Origin of the sequence: Pseudonocardia kongjuensis, from assembly GCF_039526905.1 — a bacterium.
GTDB classification, from domain to species: domain Bacteria; phylum Actinomycetota; class Actinomycetes; order Mycobacteriales; family Pseudonocardiaceae; genus Pseudonocardia; species Pseudonocardia kongjuensis.
The window spans coordinates 412,549-431,443 of the sequence record NZ_BAAAJK010000006.1; the positions used below are offsets into that span (position 1 = coordinate 412,549).

Annotated in this window: 16 protein-coding genes; 1 reads left to right on the top strand and 15 read right to left on the bottom strand. The window is 73.6% G+C overall.

The genetic code is table 11. From position 1 onward, the window contains the following. Positions 1–7 precede the first annotated feature (7 nt). The 15 genes from ABD160_RS09590 to ABD160_RS09660 form a co-directional block, all read right to left on the bottom strand. On the bottom strand, positions 8–1,930 hold the full coding sequence (locus ABD160_RS09590; protein ID WP_344020589.1) for a helix-turn-helix domain-containing protein: 1,923 nt from the start codon (positions 1,928–1,930) through the stop codon (positions 8–10). Positions 1,931–1,976: 46 nt separating this feature from the next. Further along, entirely contained in the window at positions 1,977–3,956 is a 1,980-nt protein-coding gene (locus tag ABD160_RS09595) for a helix-turn-helix domain-containing protein (protein ID WP_344020591.1), read from the bottom strand. Between the two features lie 143 nt (positions 3,957–4,099). Next, positions 4,100–5,338 carry an LLM class flavin-dependent oxidoreductase gene (locus tag ABD160_RS09600; protein WP_344020593.1) on the bottom strand — a complete coding sequence of 413 codons (1,239 nt, stop codon included), beginning with the start codon at positions 5,336–5,338 and terminating at the stop codon, positions 4,100–4,102. 17 nt (positions 5,339–5,355) lie between these two features. Further along, positions 5,356–5,658 carry an EthD family reductase gene (locus ABD160_RS09605; RefSeq protein ID WP_344020595.1) on the bottom strand — a complete coding sequence of 101 codons (303 nt, stop codon included), beginning with the start codon at positions 5,656–5,658 and terminating at the stop codon, positions 5,356–5,358. Positions 5,659–5,698: 40 nt separating this feature from the next. Next, positions 5,699–6,463 carry an SDR family NAD(P)-dependent oxidoreductase gene (locus tag ABD160_RS09610; protein WP_344020597.1) on the bottom strand — a complete coding sequence of 255 codons (765 nt, stop codon included), beginning with the start codon at positions 6,461–6,463 and terminating at the stop codon, positions 5,699–5,701. Between the two features lie 29 nt (positions 6,464–6,492). After that, positions 6,493–7,266 (bottom strand): alpha/beta fold hydrolase, encoded by a 774-nt coding sequence (locus ABD160_RS09615; RefSeq protein WP_344020599.1) that lies wholly within the window; start codon positions 7,264–7,266, stop codon positions 6,493–6,495. Between the two features lie 31 nt (positions 7,267–7,297). Beyond that, on the bottom strand, positions 7,298–8,089 hold the full coding sequence (locus tag ABD160_RS09620; protein WP_344020601.1) for an SDR family NAD(P)-dependent oxidoreductase: 792 nt from the start codon (positions 8,087–8,089) through the stop codon (positions 7,298–7,300). A gap of 181 nt (positions 8,090–8,270) precedes the next feature. Next, the gene (locus ABD160_RS09625; RefSeq protein WP_344020603.1) at positions 8,271–9,830 is read right to left on the bottom strand and encodes an ABC transporter substrate-binding protein; all 1,560 of its coding nucleotides are present in this window, start codon (positions 9,828–9,830) and stop codon (positions 8,271–8,273) included. Positions 9,831–9,857: 27 nt separating this feature from the next. Beyond that, entirely contained in the window at positions 9,858–11,408 is a 1,551-nt protein-coding gene (locus ABD160_RS09630) for an ABC transporter substrate-binding protein (protein ID WP_344020605.1), read from the bottom strand. A 23-nt stretch (positions 11,409–11,431) separates the two neighbouring features. Beyond that, positions 11,432–12,229 (bottom strand): SDR family NAD(P)-dependent oxidoreductase, encoded by a 798-nt coding sequence (locus ABD160_RS09635; RefSeq protein ID WP_344020607.1) that lies wholly within the window; start codon positions 12,227–12,229, stop codon positions 11,432–11,434. Between the two features lie 39 nt (positions 12,230–12,268). Further along, complete coding sequence (locus ABD160_RS09640) at positions 12,269–13,315, bottom strand: zinc-dependent alcohol dehydrogenase (protein WP_344020609.1); 1,047 nt, start codon at positions 13,313–13,315, stop codon at positions 12,269–12,271. Then, entirely contained in the window at positions 13,312–14,382 is a 1,071-nt protein-coding gene (locus ABD160_RS09645; RefSeq protein ID WP_344020611.1) for an ABC transporter ATP-binding protein, read from the bottom strand. Before ABD160_RS09645 ends, ABD160_RS09640 begins: the two co-directional genes overlap by 4 nt. Next, the gene (locus tag ABD160_RS09650; protein WP_344020613.1) at positions 14,379–15,446 is read right to left on the bottom strand and encodes an ABC transporter ATP-binding protein; all 1,068 of its coding nucleotides are present in this window, start codon (positions 15,444–15,446) and stop codon (positions 14,379–14,381) included. Before ABD160_RS09650 ends, ABD160_RS09645 begins: the two co-directional genes overlap by 4 nt. A gap of 26 nt (positions 15,447–15,472) precedes the next feature. Next, positions 15,473–16,375 (bottom strand): ABC transporter permease, encoded by a 903-nt coding sequence (locus ABD160_RS09655; protein WP_344020615.1) that lies wholly within the window; start codon positions 16,373–16,375, stop codon positions 15,473–15,475. Next, entirely contained in the window at positions 16,372–17,316 is a 945-nt protein-coding gene (locus ABD160_RS09660) for an ABC transporter permease (RefSeq protein WP_344020617.1), read from the bottom strand. Before ABD160_RS09660 ends, ABD160_RS09655 begins: the two co-directional genes overlap by 4 nt. Positions 17,317–17,645: 329 nt before the next feature. Here ABD160_RS09660 and ABD160_RS09665 point away from each other — a divergent pair, with 329 nt between their 5' ends. After that, the gene (locus ABD160_RS09665; protein ID WP_344020619.1) at positions 17,646–18,893 is read left to right on the top strand and encodes an LLM class flavin-dependent oxidoreductase; all 1,248 of its coding nucleotides are present in this window, start codon (positions 17,646–17,648) and stop codon (positions 18,891–18,893) included. The last annotated feature ends 2 nt before the right edge of the window (positions 18,894–18,895 follow it).

The window sequence follows — 18,895 nt, forward strand, 5'->3', positions numbered from 1 at the left end:
CCGCCCGTCAGGCCGCCGGGTCACCCCGGAGGCGGTGCAGCCGCAGCGCCAGCTGCATCTCCAGGGCGCCGCGGGGCTCCCGCCAGCCCGCGTCGCCGAGCACCCGGTCGACCCGGTCCAGCCGCTGGTACACCGTGTTCACGTGCACCCCGAGCGCCCGGGCGGCGTCCGGGGCGTTGCGCCCGGCCCCGAAGTAGCCGTCCAGCGTGCCGACCAGCTCGGTGCCGTGCTCGGCGTCGTAGCGCAGCAGCGGGCCGAGCGTTCCCTCCAGCAGCCGGCCCACCTGGGCCGGGGTGACGTCGTCGAGCACCGAGCCCACCACCCCCAGCTCGTCGATGCCCGCGCCGGACCCGGCCCGGTCCAGCGCCAGCAGCAGCCGGTGGCAGCGGGTGGCGGCACCGTGCAGCCGGCGCAGCGCCTCCGGGCCCCGGCCGGGGCCCGCGGCCCCGACGGTGACCCGCCCGCCGGTCACCCGGCCGAGCCGGGCCGCCACGGTCCGGGCCACCGCGCCCGCCGGCTCCCCGTCCGCGCGGTCGGCGGGCAGCAGCAGGACGACCCGGCCGTCGCGTTCACCGGCGGCACCACCGACCGGCGCGGCCAGCGCCGCCACCGCCCGCAGCAGCCGCCTGCGGGGCACCGCCGTCGCGGTGAACACCAGGACCGTGTGCGGACGGTCGGTGTCCAGCACCCCCAGCCGGTGCGCCCGTCTGCGGAAGTCCTCCGGATCCGGGGCGGGATCGGCGAGCAGGTCGTCGACCAGCTCCGCCTGCATCTCCTCGGTCACCAGGGTGGCCTGCCGCTCCATGAGCAGCAGCAGCGCCGCGGTCTGCGCGGACCGTTCCAGGGTGCGCACGTCGACGTCGGTGATCGCCCCGGCCCGGGACAGCACCAGCCTGCCGAACGACTCCTGGCCGGCCCGGACCGGCACCGTGCGCACGCTCGGCCCGTCCGGGCCGTTCCGCTGCGCCGGCAGCGACGGGCGACCGGGCGCCGCTCCCCTGGCCAGCACCTCCCCGCTCGGGCCGAGCAGCAGCACGGTGCCCTCCAGCAGACCGGCCAGGGTGCCCACCAGGTGCGGCAGGTCGACCCGGGTCAGCGCCATCGGGATCAGCTGCTCGTGCACCCGGGCCGCCCGCTCCAGGGCCTGCCGCTGCGCCTGCAGCCGCCCGTTCGCGTCCCGCAGCTCCACCGAGTCCTGCTGCACCCGCTCGTAGAGCCGGGCGTTCTCGATGACGACGGTGGCGTGCACCGCGAGCGAGGTCAGCAGCGCGATCTCGCGCTGCTCGAACGCCCGCTCCCGGCGCTCGGCGGCGAACAGCGCGCCGATCACCCGGGCGCCGCGCTTGATCGGCACGCCGGCGATCGCGACCAGCCCCTCCTCGTCGACCGCCGAGACCACCGCGGGCTCGCGCAGCAGCCGCGGATCGCGGCGGTAGTTCGCGGTCGCGGCCGGCTGGCCGGTCTGCAGCACCCGACCGCCGACCCCGGAACCGGGCCGCTGCCGGACCGTCGCGATCGCCGGCGTCCGCGTCCCGGAGGTCACCCGGACCGCGGCGATCCCGGTGTCCGGGTCGACCAGCGCGAGATAGCTGCAGTCGCAGCCGAGCAGCCGGCGCACCCGCTCGACGATCGCGCCGAGCACCTCGTCGGTGCCGCGCAGCGACGTCAGGTCGCGCGCGGTCTCGTAGAGCCCGTGCATCTCCCGCTCCCGGTGCGCCCGCAGGTCCAGCAGCGACCTGACCCGGACGACGTCCTCCAGCGCCTCCCGCACGAACGGTGCGACGTCGAGCCGGGACAGCTCGCGCACCGCGGCGGAGAGCTCCTCGGCGGGGGCGTCGTCGGCGAGCAGGTGCAGCAGCGTGGAGAGCAGCCTGGTCACCGCACCGGGGGCGGGCGTGTGGTGGGCGGGGTCGTGGATGGTCAGGGACATCGATGGCCCTTCATCGGGGGGACGGGACGGATGGCGGTCGCTGCCCTCAGCCCGGTGCGGGGAGCAGCTCCTCCACCGGGATCCGGTCGAGGACCCGGCGCAGCTGCAGCGCGACCTGCATGGCGAGCGCGCCGTCCGGGTCCCGCCAGTGGCTGCCGCCGAGCACCCGGTCGATCCGGTCCAGGCGCTGGTAGACGGTGTTCGGATGGACCTGCAGCGCGCGGGCGGCGGACCGCGGGTTCTCCCCGTTGTCGTAGTAGGACTCCAGGGTGGCGACGAGCATCGCGTTGTGCTCCTCGTCGTAGCGTTCGAGCGGCCGGATCGTCTCCTCCAGCAGCGAGCGGAGCTGGCGCTGCGACGACCCGTCGAGCACCAGGCCGAGCGCGCCGAGCCCGTCGCGGGTGGTGCCCTCGCCGTCCCGGCCGAGCGCGAGGAGCAGCCGCAGGCAGCGGCGGGCCTCGTGGTGGCCGGTGCGCACCGCCCGGGCCGAGGTCGCCGGTCCGGCGACCCCCGCGGTGACCGGGCCGCCGGTGGCCCGGGCCAACTCGGCGGGGAGCCGCCGGGCCACCTCGGCCGGATCGGCCTGCGGGAGCAGCAGCACCACCCGGGAGGCGTGTTCCAGGGCGAGCCCGCCGTGCCGGGCGGCGTGCTCCGCGGCCGCGAGCACCAGCGAGCGGCGGCCCGCCTCCGCCGAGGCGAGCACGACCACGGTGTGCGGCACCGCGAAGTCGATCCCGCCGGAGCGGCGGGCCCGCCGCTCGAACGCCGTCCAGTCCGGTTCGCGCTCGGCCAGCAGGTCGTCGATCAGCTCCCCGCGGACCTGCTGCTCGGCCCGCCACACCTGGCGTTCCATCAGCAGCAGCAGCGCGGCCGTCTGGGCGGCGCGCTCCAGGGTGCGCACGTCGGGCTCCGGCAGGTCCGGCCGGTCCGGCGGGTCGCTCGCGGGCGTGAGCAGCACCAGGTGGCCGTAGTCCTCCGCACCGGCCCGCACCGGGACCGTCCAGACGCCGGGGGCGGCCCGCTGGGCGCCGAGCGCCCCGGGCCGGGGGGCCGGCAGCGGATCCGGGACCGGGGCCGCACCGGCGACGGCCAGCACGGCGCCGTCCGAGCCGACGGCGACCACCGTCCCGTCCAGCATCCCGGCGACGGTCTCCGCCAGCTCCCCGATGTCGGCCCGGCGCAGCGCCAGCGGCATCAGCTGCTCGTGCGCGGTGCCCGCCCGCTCCAGCAGCTCGCCCTGGTGGGCCAGCTCCTCGTTGGCCGCGCGGAGCCGGCGGGCGGTGGCCTCGGCCTGCTCGAACAGCCGGGCGTTCCCGATCACCACCGAGGCGTAGTCGGCCAGCGAGGTGAGCAGGTCCACCTCGGACGGGTCGAACGTGCGCTCGTGCCGGTTGGCGACGAACAGCGCCCCGATCACGTCGCTGCCGACCCGCACCGGCACCCCGATCATGCTGACGATGCCGTCCTCGATGACCGCGTCGGTGACGCTCGGGTCCCGCTGCAGCCGCGGGTCGTTGAGGTAGTCCGAGGTCGCGAACAGCTCGCCGGTGGCGATGATCCGGCCACCGGCGCCGGTGCCGAGCGGCTGGCGGATCGACTCGATCGCCCGGGTCACGGTGCCCAGGGTGATCCGCATGTAGACGTCGCCGATCTCGTCGTCGCGCAGCGCCAGGTAGGTGGTGTCGGTGCCGAGCAGCTGCCGGGCCCGGTGCACGATCGCCTCCAGCACCTCGTCGACGTCGCGCAGCGACGCCAGGTCCCGCGCGATCTCGATCAGCGCGAGCGTCTCCTTCTCCCGGCGCTTGCGGTGCGCGAGCAGCTCCCGGACCCGGCCGGCCCGGCCGATCGCGACCAGGAGCTCGTCGCGGTCGTGCTCCGGCGGGCCGGCGGCGGCGTCCTCCAGCGAGCCGGTCAGCCGGTCGAACTCGGCGCCGGGTGCCTCGGCGGCCAGCAGGTGCAGCAGCCGGGCGATGATCCCGGCGGCGGCGGGCCGCTCGTCCCCCTCCGCGATCACCACAGGCTCCACCGCCCTCTCCGCGCACCACGCCGTCGGTGCACCCACGCTAGGTCACGACCGGGCGTTCCGGACAGATCAGTCGCGGCCGCATCGCCCGCCCCCGGTCCGGGCGGCACCCGCGGCGGCGGCCCGGCCGGGAGCGGGCGGGGGGCTCACGCCGCGATCCCGCCGAACTTCGCCGCGACCCGGTCCTGGCTGATCCGCGGCGTCCAGCGGTCCTCCTCGTCGGCCCACAGGTCGCGCAGCTTCGGGATGACCCGGGTGCCGAACAGCTCGTTGTTCCGGGCCGCCACCTCCTCCGGCAGGTCGCCCACGTGCATGCAGGTGATGAGCTGACCGATGCGCAGGTCGGTCGCGAGCTCGCGGACCCGCTGCTCCACCCGCTCCGGGGTGCCGGCGATGATGTAGCCGAGCTCGTCGTACTCCCAGAAGGACAGCTCGCCGCGGGTCGCCCTGAGCCGCTCCTCGGCGGACTGGGTGCGGGCCCGGGTCAGGTTCGCCCGGATCGACGCCGGCGTGTTGTAGCCGGGCGGCGTCGCGAACTCGATGCCGGTCGGGTTCTGCCGGTAGAAGTAGCGCACCGCGTCGCCGTAGAGCCGCTCGGCCTCGGCGTCGGAGTCGGCGGTGCAGATGATCTGGGTGAACGCCATCCGGTTCGGGTTCATGTTGGCGCCCTGGCTCTCGGTGTAGTCCCAGAAGCCGCCGACGATCGGGGCGGCGCTCTGCTTACCGGAGAACGACAGGTAGCCGTAGCAGTAGTCGAGGGCGTTGACGACGTCCCAGGTCTCCGGGCTGCCGGAGCCGGGGATCCAGACCGGGATCTCGTCCTGCACCGGCCGCGGCCACGGGTTGACGTAGCGCAGCTTGGTGTAGCGGCCGTTGAAGGCGAACGGCTCCCGGGCGGCCCAGGCCCGGGTGATCAGCTCCCGGGCCTCGTGGAACCGTTCGCGGAGCTCGATCGGCGGCACGCCGTAGGCGAACGCGGTGTCCATCGGCGTGCCGAACACGATGCCGGCGATGATCCGGCCGCCGGACAGGCAGTCCAGCATCGCGATCTCCTCGGCCACCCGGATCGGCGGGTTGTACAGCGCCAGCGAGTTGCCGCACAGCGCGATCGCCGCGTTCTCGGTGGTCGCGGCCAGGATCGAGGCGATCAGGTTCGGCGACGGCGTCATCGCCAGCGAGGTCTGGTGGTGCTCGTTGAGCAGCAACGAGTCCCAGCCGAGGCCGTCCGCCTGCTGCATCAGGCGCAGGTAGGTGTGGTAGTCCTCGCCGACCTGCACCGGATCGGCCACCGAGGCCGGCGGCGTCACCCACGAGCTGTGGACGGTGTCGCCGTAGTCGGCGGGCAGCTTGGTGTAGTACTGCTGGGCGAACCAGTGGAACTTCACGGTGCTCCTTCGGGTGGTCAGGCGACGGAGCCGAGCAGCCTGGTCGCCGGGGTGCCGCCGAGGTTGGCGACATCGGCGCCCAGTGCCCGGCCCTCCGGGGTGGCGAGGGCGGCGCCCATCGCGTCGGCGTCGGCGAAGTAGAGCTCCGCCATCAGGTGGAACTCGGGTGCGGCGCCGTCGGCACCCGGCTGGAAGCGGGTGACCTCGACCTTCTCGATCCCGGGCACCCGCTGCGCCAGCGGGACGTGGGTGCCCAGGTAGTGGGCGTCGAAGGCGTCGACGTCGGACGGGGTGCCGTACAGCACGGTCAGCTTGATCACGGGGTCTCCCGGGTCCGGCGGTGCAGGGTCGGTCGCAGGGTCATCGGGGGCCTGCGGCCATCGCGCCGCCGTCGACCCGGTAGACCTCGCCGTTGACGAAGGCCGACTCGTCGGAGGCCAGGAACAGCACCATGTTCGCGATGTCGGAGGGCTCGCCGACCCGCGGCGACGCCACCCCGGGCAGCGCCTGGGCGGGCAGGTCGGGCACCGCGTCGAGCAGCTGGCGGGTCCGGATCACGCCCGGCGCGACGGCGTTGCAGCGGATCCCCTGCTTGCCGTGCTGGGCGGCGACGAAGCGGGTGAAGCCGATCACGGCGGCCTTCGTGGTGCCGTAGGCGGTGAGCGCCGCGCTGCCGCGCATGCCGCCGACCGACGCCATGTTGACGATCGACCCGCCGCCGGTCCCGATCATGTGCGGGAGGGCGTTCTTGCAGATCAGGAAGATGCTGCGGACGTTGGTGGCGAACGCGCGGTCCCACATCTCGACGCTGGTGCCGACCACGGTGCCGTCGGTGAACCAGGCGTCCGGGCCGACCAGCGCGGCGTTGTTGTGGATGACGTCGATCCGGCCGTGCTCGGCGACCACCCCGGCGACCAGGTCCTCGATGGAGCCCTGGTCGGTGGCGTCGAACCGGACGGCGGTGGCGGCGTCGCCGATCCCGGCGGCGGTCTCCTTCGCCCCGTCGACGTTGATGTCGGCGACCACGACGCGGGCGCCCTCGCGGGCCAGCGTCCGCGCCGTCTCCCGGCCGATCCCGGCGGCACCGCCGGTGACCAGGGCGACCTTGCCCTCGACTCGTCCCATGCTGCGGTCTCCTCGCTGTTCGACGCGGTTCACTGGTTGAGGAAGTCGGTGACGAGCGAGACGAAGGTGTCCTCCTGCTCGACCATCGGGTAGTGCCCGGCGGACTCGACCGGGGCGAGCCGGGCGTCCGGGACGAGCCGGACGAACTCCTCGGCGTAGGACAGCGGGAGCAGTCCGTCGGAGGTGCCGTGCACGACGAGCGTGGGGGCGGCCACCAGCGGCAGCCGCCTGCGCAGGCCGCGCTCGGCGATCGGCCACATGAACTTCGTGGCCGAACCGAGGTTCTGCGCGTCGAACAGGATCGCGGCGTGCGGGTCGTCCGGGTCCGGGGTGAAGTTCGACGGCTCCCGGGCGGGCGGTTCGCCGTGCCACTTCGCGGCCTTCACCTCGGCGGCCGCACCGAACGGGTCCAGCGTCGGCTGCTCGTCGAGCCACAGGCCGTAGGCGTTGACCAGGACCAGCCTGCGGACCAGCTGCGGGGCGAGCACCGCCAGCTCCGCGGCGAACATGCCGCCGAGCGAGTGCCCGACGACGTCGATCGAGTCGATGCCCCAGGACCGCACGAGCTCGCGGTGGTAGAGCGCGACGTCGTGCACGTCGACGAACGACTCGAAGCCGGTCGACCCGCCGTACCCGGGCTGCTCGGGCGCGAGCACCCGCCGGTCCTCGGCCAGGCGGCGCAGGAAGCCGGCGCCGCCCGGGTGCCGCTCGTATCCGTGCAGGTACAGCAGCGGCTTCCCACTGCCCTGGTCCCACAGCTCGACGTCGAACGTGCCGACGTTCGGAATCTCCAGGGTGGTCATGTGGTCCTCTCTCGGATTGCCGGATCGGGGATCAGAAGTCGGGGCCGAGCCCGCCGAGCGGCGGCATCCCGGAGTGCGCCCACAGGCCCCCGTCGGCGACGACGTGGGTGCCGGTGACGAACGCGGCCTCGTCGGAGGCGAGGAACAGCACCACGGCGGCGATCTCCTCCGGGCGCCCGTAGCGGCCCATCGGAATGGCGTCGCGGATGTCCTCCCAGGTCTGCGGTGCGCGCTCGCGGAGCCGGTCGATCGGCGGGGTGCCGATCGGGCCGGGGCAGACGGCGTTGCACCGGATGCCCTTGCGCGCGTACTCGATCCCGGTGACCCGGGACAGGTTCACCACCCCGGCCTTGAGCACGTTGTAGGCGCCGAGCCCGAAGTCGCCCGCCAGCCCGGACACCGACGCCGTGTTGACGATCGAGCCGCGGCCGGCGGCCAGCATCGGCCCCAGCGCGACCTTGGTCGCGTACCAGTACGAGACGAGGCCGATGTCCAGCGAGCGGCGGAAGCCGTCGAGGGTCAGGTCGCCGATCCGCCCCGCCTCGAAGCCGACGTGGTTGTTGTGCAGGATGTCCAGCCCGCCGTGCTCGCCGACGGCGAACCCGACGACCCGGTCGATCTCGGCCGGGTCGGCGGCGTCGGCGTGCAGGAAGTCGATCGTGGCGCCGCCCGCGCGCAGCTCGGCGGCCACCCGCCCGCCGGCGTCGGCGTCGATGTCGGCGAGCACCACCCGGGCCCCCTCCCGGGTGAACGCGCGGGCGGTCGCGGCGCCGATGCCGGAACCGCCGCCGGTGATCACGGCGACCTTGCCGTCGAGACGCATGGGGGTCCTTCCAGATGGGGTCACAGCAGGGACGACCGGGGCCGGCGGGATGGTCACGCCCGGCGCGGGACGGTGTCGCACATCGAGTCTGTGCAGATCGGGCCGCCCGGACAATGGGAGGCCGTCCACGGCTGACGCCGTTGTCGTGGACGGCCTCCCACACCGCGGGCGGGTCAGGGCGTCACGAGGTGACGCCGACCCCGCGGAAGGTGGGCGCGTACGCCGGCCGGTAGCCCTCGGGGAACACGGCCCGGTCGGTCCACGCGCTCGGCGGGTAGTGCGCGTGCAGCGGGAACACCTTCCGGACGTTCTTCTCCTCCTGGATCATCCGGTGCATCGCGGGTGTCCGCGCCTCCCGGTCGGCGCCGGCCAGCGCCTGCAGCCAGGCGTCCTGGAACTCCGGTGTCGAGGTGTTCCACGGGTTGGCGAACTGGCCCGGCAGGCTGGCCTGGTAGACCGTCGTCGGGTCCTGGAACGGGGCACCCATGCCGGGGAAGGCGTCGCCCTCCTGGCGGCCGTAGAAGGTGACCGCGGTGGTCGGCGACTCGACGACCCGGGTGCTCGCCCGGAGCCCGGACTCGGCCAGCATCGGCACCAGCGCCTCCGCGACGGCCCGGTGGTCGTCCAGCCCGGGGACGATCATCTCGAAGTCCACGCCGTCGGGATGGCCCGCCTCGGCGAGCAGCGCGCGGGCCCGCTCCGGGTCGTAGGCGTAGTCCGGGTTCTCCGGGGTGACGGTGGGATCGAACGCCCAGTAGTCCGGCGGCATGTACTGGGCGACCGGGGTGCCGATCCCGAAGAAGACGCCGTCGACGATCGCCTGCCGGTCGATCGCGTGTTCCATCGCCTGGCGCACCCGGATGTCGTCGAACGGCGGCCGGCCGGTGTTCATGTACATCGACATGATCGACAGGCTCTTGGACGGGGCGGTCTGCAGCCCGGCGGCGGCCGCCTGGTCGGCCTGCGACGGGTCCAGGTAGGTCAGCTCGGCCTGCCCGGTCTGCAGCATGTTCAGCCGGGTCGGCGCCGAGGTCTGGACGTAGATCTCGTAGTGCGCCGCGCGGGCGGCCTCCGGGTCCCAGTACTCCGGGTTGCGGTCGTAGCGGGTGATCTGGCCGGGGATGTACTCGGCGAGGGTCGCCATGCCCGAACCGACCGGGTTCTGGTCGAGATCGGGATTGTCGAACGCCGCCGGGCTGATCATCGACCCGGCCGAGCCGCTGAACAGCGCGGGCAGGTTGCCGCCCGGGCCGGACAGCTCGACGCGGGCGGTGAACTCGTCGACGACCTCGACGCCGGACACCCGGGCCAGCGCCCCGCGCTGGGTGCTCTCCTCCATCGTGCGGGCGCGCTCCAGGTTGGCGCGCACCGCCTCGGCGTTGAACGGGGTGCCGTCGACGAACGTCACGTCCTCGCGCAGGGTCAGCACGATCGCGGTGTCGTCGTCGACGAACTCCCAGGACGTGGCGAGCTGCGGGACGAGCTCACCGTCCTCGTCCTCCATGACGAGCTGGTCGTAGACGAGCCGGAAGAAGATCATGTCCCACGGGTTGGCGGACCGGTGCGGGTCGAACGTCGACGGGTTCTGCACGAACACGTAGCGGAACGTGCCCTCGGGGTCGATCTCGCCGTTGCCCGCGGCCCGCGACGCCCCACCGCACGCGGACAGGGCCAGTGCGAGCACCGCTATCACGGCGATCGGCCAGCGGGAGCGCGGACGCAGCACCATTGCTGTGTTCACTCGGATCTCCTGACGGGATGGAAGGGGTCAGCGGCTGATCGCCACGCCCCGGAAATGTGCTGCATAGGCGGGGCGGTAGCCCTCGGGGAACAGGACGTCGTCGCTCCACACGCTGGGCGGCTGCGCGGCGAAGATGCCGAACTGGCGCAGCAGGCCCTTCTCCTCCTCGATCATGCGGTGCACCGCGTCCAGCCGGTCCTCGCGGGTCTCCCCGCGCAGCGAGTCGTCCCAGGCCTGCTCGAACTCCGGGGAGGTGGTGCCCCACGGGTTCATGAACTGGCCGGGCAGGTTCGACTCGTACTGGTTGGACGGGTCGACGAACGGGGCCTGGGCGCCGATGTAGGCGTCGCCCTCCTGGCGGCCGAAGAAGGTGGCCGGCGTGGTGGCCGGCTCGACCACCTGCGGCCGGGCCCGGATCCCGACCTCGGCGAGCATCGGGATGACCGCCTCCGCGACGGTGCGGTGGTCGTCCAGCGCCGGGATGAGCATGTCGAACTCGAGGCCGTCCGGATGGCCCGCCTCGGCGAGCAGCGCCCGGGCGCGCTCGGGGTCGTAGCCGTACTGCGGATCCTCGGCGCCGATTCCCGGGTGGTGGGCCCAGTGGTCCGGCGGCACCAGCTGCGCGACCGGTTCGCCGATCCCGAAGAACACCCCGTCGACGATCGCCCTGCGGTCCACCGCGTGCTCCATCGCCTGCCGGACCCGCAGGTCGTCGAACGGCGGGGAGCCGGTGTTCATCGTCATCCGGAAGATCGTCGTGCTGACCGACGGCTGCACCTGCAGACCGGCGGCGACCGCCTGGTCCTGGGTGGACGGGTCGAGGTAGGTCATGTCGATCTGGCCGGTCAGCACCATGTTCAGCCGGGTCGGCGACGAGGGCTGCACGTAGATCTCGACACCGGCCACCCGCACGGCGTCCGGATCCCAGTACCCCTCGGCGCGGGCGTACCGGGAGACCTGGCCCGGCACGTGCTCGGTGAGGGTGAACATGCCCGAGCCGACCGGGTTCTGGTCCAGGTCCGGATTGTCGAACGCGCCCGGGTTGATCATGGAGCCGTGCCGCTCGGTGAACAGGGCGGGCAGGTTCCCGCCGGGGCCGTCGAGCAGGATCCGCACGGTGCTCGGGTCGGGCGTCTCGATCGACCCGATCGCCCGCAGCGCCCCGGCGACGGTGCTGCCCTCCAGCTCGCGGGCGCGCTCCAGGTTGGCGGCCACCGTCGAGGAGTCGAACGGGGTCCCGTCGTGGAAGGTGACGTCGTCGCGCAGCGTCAGCTCCAGCACCCGGCCGTCGTCGAGGAACTCGTAGCCGGTGGCGAGCATCGGCAGGATCTCGCCGTCGGAGTTCTCCTGCAGCAGCTGGTCGTAGACCAGGCGCAGGTTCACCATGTCCCAGGCGTTGCCGGAGCGGTGCGGGTCGAACGTCGACGCCGACTGCACGAACGCGTAGCGGAACACGGCGTCCGGATCGGGTTCGCCGGACGCGGCGGCCTGGCCGCCGCCGCCGCAGGCGGTCAGCACCAGCGCGAGTGCGGCGACGAGGGCGCCGAGCAGGCGCCCACGTCGGGTGGGGGTGGTCATCGGGGTTACCTCCGGGGAGCGGGTCAGCCGGTGAACTGCCCACCGGCGGGCAGCAGGAGCTGGCCGGTGGTGAACGACGATTCGTCGGAGGCGAGGAACAGGCAGCTCGCCGCGATCTCCTCGGGGCGGCCCAGCCGGTTCATCGGGGTGATGCTCATGGCCATCCCGAGCGCGGTGGCGTCGTCCTCGATGCCGGCGATCATCGGGGTGGCGGTGTAGCCGGGGCCGACGGCGTTGACCCGGACGCCGGTGGCGGCCAGCTCCAGCGCCAGCACCTTGGTCAGCATGAACACGCCCGCCTTGGACACGCAGTACGGCGCCGCCCCGGCGAGCGGGATCTTCGCCGCGCTGGAGGCGATGTTGACGATCGACCCGCCGGTGCCCTGCGCGAGCATCTGCCGGGCCAGCGCCCGGTCGGTGAGCATGACGCCGGTGACGTTGATGTCGAGCACCCGCCCGAACGCCTCGGCGTCCAGGTTGACCAGGTGGGTGCTCTGCTCACCGGCCGCCCGGTTCTGCACGTTGCTGCGCCCGGCGGCGCTGGCGACACCGGCCGAGGCGACCCCGACGTCGACCCTGCCGAAGCGCTCGACGGCGGCCGCGACGAGCGCGTCGCACTGCTGCTCGTCGGTGGTGTCGGTGCGCACGTACAGCGCGCTGCGGCCGGCCTTCTCGACGAGCGCGACGGTCTCGTCGGCCGGGGCGATGTCGCCGACGACGACGTCGGCGCCCTCCTGCGCGAACCGCTCCGCGGTGGCCCGGCCGATCCCGCTGGCCCCGCCGGTCACGACCGCGACCCGGCCCTCCAACGCCCTGCCCATGGGGTGCTCCTCTCCTGCGTGTGATCGTTCGGGGGTGGTTCAGCGGTCCGGGACGACGACGACCTTCACCGAGCCGTCGACGGCGTGCTGCGCGGCGAACGCCTCGCCCACCCGGGACAGCGGCACCCGGTGCGACACCAGCGACGTCACGTCGACCGCTCCGCCGGTCAGCAGCCGGAACGCCTCCGCCCCGTCGTCGGCGGTGTAGGCGAAGCTGCCGCGCAGCCGGAGCTCCTTCTGGACCACGGTGTCGACGTCGACCGGCGGGACGTGCCCGGCCAGCCCGGCGAGCACGACGGTGCCGCCGGCCCGGGTGAGCGCGGTCGCCGCGGCGAGCATCGGCCCGGCCCCGGAGCACTCGACGAACGCGGCGACGTTCCCGCTGCCCGGCTGGTAGGGCGAGTCCGAGGTCCCCCAGCGCTCCCGGACGTGGGCGACCGGATCGGTGCGCCGGGCGTCGATCACGGCGGCGCCGGTCTCCGCGGCCCGTTCCAGCCGGGGCGGCGAGACGTCGATGCCGAGCACGTCGGTGACGCCGTGGGCGGCGAGCACCCGCAGCACGCACTGGCCGATCGACCCGAGGCCGGCGACCACGACCGGGCCGCCGCCCGCGGTGGCGCCGGACTGCCGCACCGCGCGGACCGCGACCGACAGCGGCTCCAGGAACGCGCCCTCCTCGAAGGTGACCGGATCGGGCAGCCGGTAGAGCTTGCCGTCCTCGGCGTCGGGCACCAGCACCTGCTCGGCGAGCCCGCCGCCCGCGCTGCTGCGCGGGCCGGCGCACAGGTTGGTGCTGCCCTCCCGGCAGCGCGTGCAGGAGCCGCAGGGCCCCATCGGGATGACGGCGACCCGGTCGCCGGGGGCGAGCGTGGTGATCCCCTCCCCGACCGACGCGACGGTGCCTGCGTACTCGTGGCCCATCCGGGCGCCCGCGGTGATCCAGGCGCCCTCGGCGTAGGCGTGCACGTCGGAGCCGCAGATGCCGCAGGCCCGCACGTCCAGCACGACGGCGCCGGGGCCGGGCTCCGGTGCGGGCTCGTCGACGAGCCGGACGTCGCCGACACCGTGCCAGCGGGTGGCCCTCATGCCGACACCTCCGCCCCGGACGGCGCGCGCGGCGGCCGCGCCCCGGCGGCCGGCCGGTCCAGCGTCCGCACCGACGCCCCCGACAGGCGCGGGCCGGTGGTGTGCAGGTGACAGGCGACCTCGCCGGCGCCGGGCACCCGGGTCGGCAGCGGGACCTCGGTGCGGCACAGGTCCATCACGTACGGGCAGCGGGTGTGGAACCGGCACCCCGGCGGGACCCGGGACGGGTCCGGCGGGTCCCCGGCCAGCACGATCCGTTCGCGCCGGCGCTGCACCCGCGGCGCGGGCACCGGCACCGCCGACAGCAGCGCCTCGGTGTAGGGGTGCGCCGGGGCGTCGAACACCCGGGCGGCCGGGCCGTGCTCGACGATCTGCCCGAGGTACATCACGGCGACCCGGTCGGAGATGTGCCGGACCACCGACAGGTCGTGCGCGATGAACAGGTAGGTCAGCCCGATCGCCGCGGAGAGCTCCTCCAGCAGCGCGATGACCTGGTTCTGGGTGGACACGTCGAGCGCGCTGACGGCCTCGTCGAGGACCAGGATCCGCGGCTCGGCGGCGATCGCCCTGGCGATCGTGATGCGCTGGCGCTGGCCGCCGGAGAACTCGTGCGGGTAGCGCATCATGTACTCCGGCGGGAGCCCGACCCGCCGCAGCAGCTCGGCCACCCGCTCCGCCCGCTCCCGGCGGTCCAGCCGCAGGTGCACGTCGAGCGGCTCGGCGACCGAGTCCCGGACCAGCATCGACGGGTCCAATGAGGAGTACGGGTCCTGGAACACCATCTGGATGTCCCGGCGCGCCGACCGCAGCGGGCGGGCCGGCAGGTCCAGCAGCTCCCGGCCGTCCAGCCGGACCGAGCCGGACTCCGGCTCGACCAGCCGCATCAGGCCGCGCGCGGTGGTGGACTTGCCGCATCCGCTCTCGCCGACCAGCCCGAGCGTCTCGCCCTGGTGCAGCTCGAAGGACACGCCGTCGACCGCCCGGACCGGCGCCGGGCGCCTGCGCAGCAGCGAACGCCGGGCCGCGAACGACACGACGAGGTCCTGCACCTCCAGCAGCGGGGTCACGACGCACCTCGCAGGGTCAGCTCGGTGTGCCGCAGGCAGCGTGTGCTGTGCGCGCTGCCCGCCCGGTGGGCGCCGTCGGCGGGCCGGGCGGCCCGCAGCTCGGGCGCGGAACCGGTGGTGCACCCGTCGGTGGTGTAGGGGCAGCGCGGATGGAACCGGCAGCCCGCGGGCATCCCGCCGACGCGTGGCGGCTGGCCCTCGACCACCGAGAGCTCGGCGGCGGGCCGGTCCATCCGGGGCATCGCCGCCAGCAGGCCCTCCATGTACGGGTGGTGCGGCGCGTCGAACAGGTCGTCGATCGCCGCGCTCTCCACGATCTGCCCGGCGTACATCACCAGCACCCGGTCGCAGACATCGGCGACGACGCCGAGATCGTGCGTGATGACGATGACCGACATGCCGTGCTCGCGCTGGATCTCGCGCAGCAGCTCCAGGATCTGGGCCTGCACGGTGACGTCCAGCGCGGTGGTGGGCTCGTCGGCGATGATCACGTCCGGGTTGCAGGCGAGCGCGATCGCGATCATCACGCGCTGGCGCATCCCGCCGGAGAACTCGAACGGGTACTGCGCGGCCCGCCGTCGCGGATCGGGCACCCCGACCCGTTCGAGCAGGCCGACCGCGCGGTCCCGGGACGCCCGCCGGGACAGGCCCTCGTGCCTGCGGAGCACCTCGGCGATCTGGTCGCCGACCGTGAACGCCGGGTTCAGGCTGGTCATCGGCTCCTGGAAGATCATCGCGATGTTGGGGCCGCGGATGTCGGACATCTCCCGGGGGGTCAGCCTGGTCAGGTCGTGATCGAGCACCCGCAGCACCTCGGCCCGCACCCGGGTCTGGCGGGCCGGCATCAGCCCGGCGATCGACAGGCAGGTCACGCTCTTGCCGGAGCCGGACTCGCCGACGATGCCGAGAGTCTCGCCGCGGGCGACGGCGAAGCTGACGCCGTCCACGACGCTCGCCCAGCCGTCCTCGGTGAGCACCTCGACGACGAGGTCCTCGACCTGCAACGTGTACCGGGTGTCGGGTGCGCCGGTTCCGGGCGCCGGGGCGGGTCCGCTGTGCGGCACGGGAATCTCCGTCCGGGATACGGGGGTCATCGGCTCTCGGTCCGTTCCTCGCGGCCCAGCGCGTCGCGCAGGCCGTCGCCGAGGGTCACGAAGGTGAAGACGGTCAGTGCGATCAGCGCACCGGGGAAGATCCCCAGCCAGGGCGAGCGGCCGTAGTACAGGAAGCCCTCGCGGATCATCGATCCCCAGCTCGCGTCGGGCGGCTGGACGCCCAGCCCGAGGAAGCTCAGCCCGGCCTCGGCGAGCATCGCGTAGCCGGCGGTGACCGCGATCGCCACGGTCAGCGGGGAGAGCGTGTTCGGCAGCACGTGCCGGACGATGATCATCCAGGTGGGCGTGCCGATGCTGCGGGACGCCTCGACGAAGGTCTCCTCCTTCAGCCCCATGACCACACCGCGGACCAGCCGCAGGAAGCGCGGGGCGAGCAGCAGCCCGACCGCCAGCATCGCGTTGCGCAGGCTCGGGCCGAGCACCGCGACCAGGGCGATCGCCAGCAGCAGCGGCGGGAAGCTCATCGCCGCGTCGTTGAGCCGCATCACCACCGCGTCCAGCCGGCCGCCGACGAAGCCGGTGAGGAAGCCCAGCGGCACCCCGATCACCATCGCGACGGCCAGCGCCAGGCAGATCGCGAGCAGCGAGACCCGGGTGCCGACGATCAGCCGGCTCAGCGTGTCCCGGCCGAGCTGGTCGGTGCCGAGCAGGTGCCCGGGCGAGAACGGGTCGAGCAGCACGCCACGCAGGTTCTGCGCGTTCGGGTCGGCCGGGGTGATCAGCGGGCCGAACAGGGCCACCAGCACCAGCACCGACAGCACACCGAGGGCGATCATCGCGGACCGGTTGCGGCGCACCCGCCTGCGGAAGTCGGCGAACGCCCCGCCACCGCCGTGGGTGACGGCCGCGGGCACCGGCGCCGGTTCGTCGTTCGTCATCGGGGTCGCACCTTCGGGTTGAGGTAGCCGTACGCGAGATCGACCAGCAGGTTCGACACGACCGCCACCAGCACCGCGACCAGCACGATGCCCTGGATCACCGGGATGTCCCGGGTGGTGACGGCGTTGATCGCGACCTGGCCGAGCCCCGGCACGCCGAACACCTGCTCGACCAGCACCGCGCCGCCGAGCAGCGCGGTGATCTGCAGGCCGAGCACCGTCACCAGCGGGACGCTCGCGTTCTTGAGGACGTGTTTCCCGATCACCATGCGGCCGCGCAGGCCCTTCGCCCACGCCGTGCGCACGTAGTCCTGTTGCAGCACACCGATGATGGAGCCGCGCAGCTGCCGGGCGCTCTCCGCGGCACCGGCGATGCCCAGCGTCAGCGCGGGCAGCAGCAGGTGCGAGAGCCAGCCGGCCGGGTCCTCGGTCAGCGGCACGTAGCCGGTGGCGGGCAGCCAGCCGAGGGCGAGGCTGAAGATCAGCACGAACACCAGGCCGAGCCAGAACGACGGCATCGCGATCCCGAGCGACGAGCCGATCCCGGCGATCCGGTCGATCCAGGTGCCGCGGCGCAGCGCCGAGACGATCGCCGTGGGGACGGCGATGAGCAGGGAGAACACCAGTGCCGTCGCGGCCAGCGCGATCGTGACCGGCAGGCCGTCGCCGATCGAGGTGGCGACCGGGCGGCTGGTGAACAGCGAGGTCCCGAGATCGCCGGCGACGGCGGCGGTGACCCAGTCCCAGTACTGGACCACGGTCGGCCGGTCCAGCCCGAGCCGGTCACGCACGGCGGCGACCTGCTCGACCGTGGCGTCCGGGCCCGCGATGGTCACGGCCGGGTCGCCGGGGATGAGCAGCACGAGGCCGAAGGCCACGAACGTGACCAGGACCAGCACCGGCACCGTGGCCAGCACGCGCAGGGCGAAGAACTTCAGCACCGTTGGTCGACCTCCTCGTTGACGTCGGCATGCGGCGGTGCGGCCGGGCGCCCGCGCAGCGGCCCGGTCGGCAGGAATGGGGAATCGCCGTTTCCGGCGGAGTCAGAACGGCGGGGTGACGCCGGACACGGACGCTAAGCGCAGCGCCGCGCGAGCCGCAATGGGCTCGTCGGATTTTCCGGAATCCCGGCCCGGTTGTGTGTGGATGCCCACCGGGGACGAGCCGAAAGTGGACACCGTCCCATTGTTCGGCATTCTCGGCGGCCCACACGATAGCGCGGTCCACACCGTGGACGCCGAGAGCACCCGCTCGTGTGGAGGGGACAGCGATGAAGTTCCACTGGTTCGCGGAGGTCACCTACGACGGCCTGCCGGACTCGTTCCCCGCCCCCGGGCAGGGCGCCTGGGTGGACAGCCCGGTCGCGATGGCCGACCCGCACCGGATCGGGGCGAACTACCGGAGCTTCGTGCGGCTCATGCAGCAGGCCGACCGGGAGGGGTTCGACGGCCTCGCCGTCAACGAGCACCACCAGACGCCGTTCGCGATGACGCCGTCGCCGAACCTGCTGGCCGCCAGCCTCGCGAGCTCCACCGAGCACGCCGCCATCCTGGTCATCGGGGACTCGCTGGCGCTGTACAACCCGCCGGTCCGGGTCGCCGAGGAGCTCGCCTACCTGGACTGCCTGTCCGGCGGGCGGGTGATCGCCGGCTTCGTGTTCGGCACCCCGATGGACTCCTCCTACGCCTATGCGCGACCGCCGGTGGAGCTGCGCGAACGCTTCCACGAGGCGCGCGAGCTCGTGCTGCGCGCCTGGCGCGAGCCGGAGCCGTTCGCGTTCAACGGCAGCTACACCCAGCTGCGCTACGTCAACCTGTGGCCGCGCCCGATCCAGCAGCCGCCGCCGATCTGGGTCCCCGGCTCCGGCAGCCCGGAGACCTGGGAGCTGGTCACCCGGGAGAACTACTGCTACGGGCACCTCTCGTTCTCCGGCCTGCGCGCGGCGAAACCGATCGTGAATCGGTACTGGGATTACGTGGCCGACCACGACGGCGACCTGAACCCGCATCGCATGGCATTCACCCAGCTGATCTGTGTCGCGGATTCCGATGCCGAGGCGGAACGGAAGTACGCGGATGCCGTGCGCTATTTCCAGCGGGTGCGCGATCCCGCACTGCGGTTCGCGACGCCACCCGGCTACACCAGCCCGGCCGCGCTGCGCGGGATGCTCGCCCGGACCACCGACCCGCAGGCGATGGAGGACAAGCGGCGCGCGGTGGCCGGCGAGATGAGCTTCTGGGAGTACGACGAGAAGGGCTACATCATCGCCGGCACCCCGGACCGGGTCGAGCAGCGGGTCCGCGAGCTGGCGACCGAGCTGCGGGTCGGGCAGCTGATCGCGTCGCTGCACATGGGTGACCTGCCCGAGGAGACCGCGGCCGAGAACACCCACCTGTTCGCCACCCGGGTCATGCCGAAGCTGCGTGACCTGTGGGCCGACCGGCCCGACCACTGGACCCCGGCCGGGCTGCGCCCGGCACCGGCGATCGGCGACGCGGCGCTCGCCGGAGGGAGCTGACC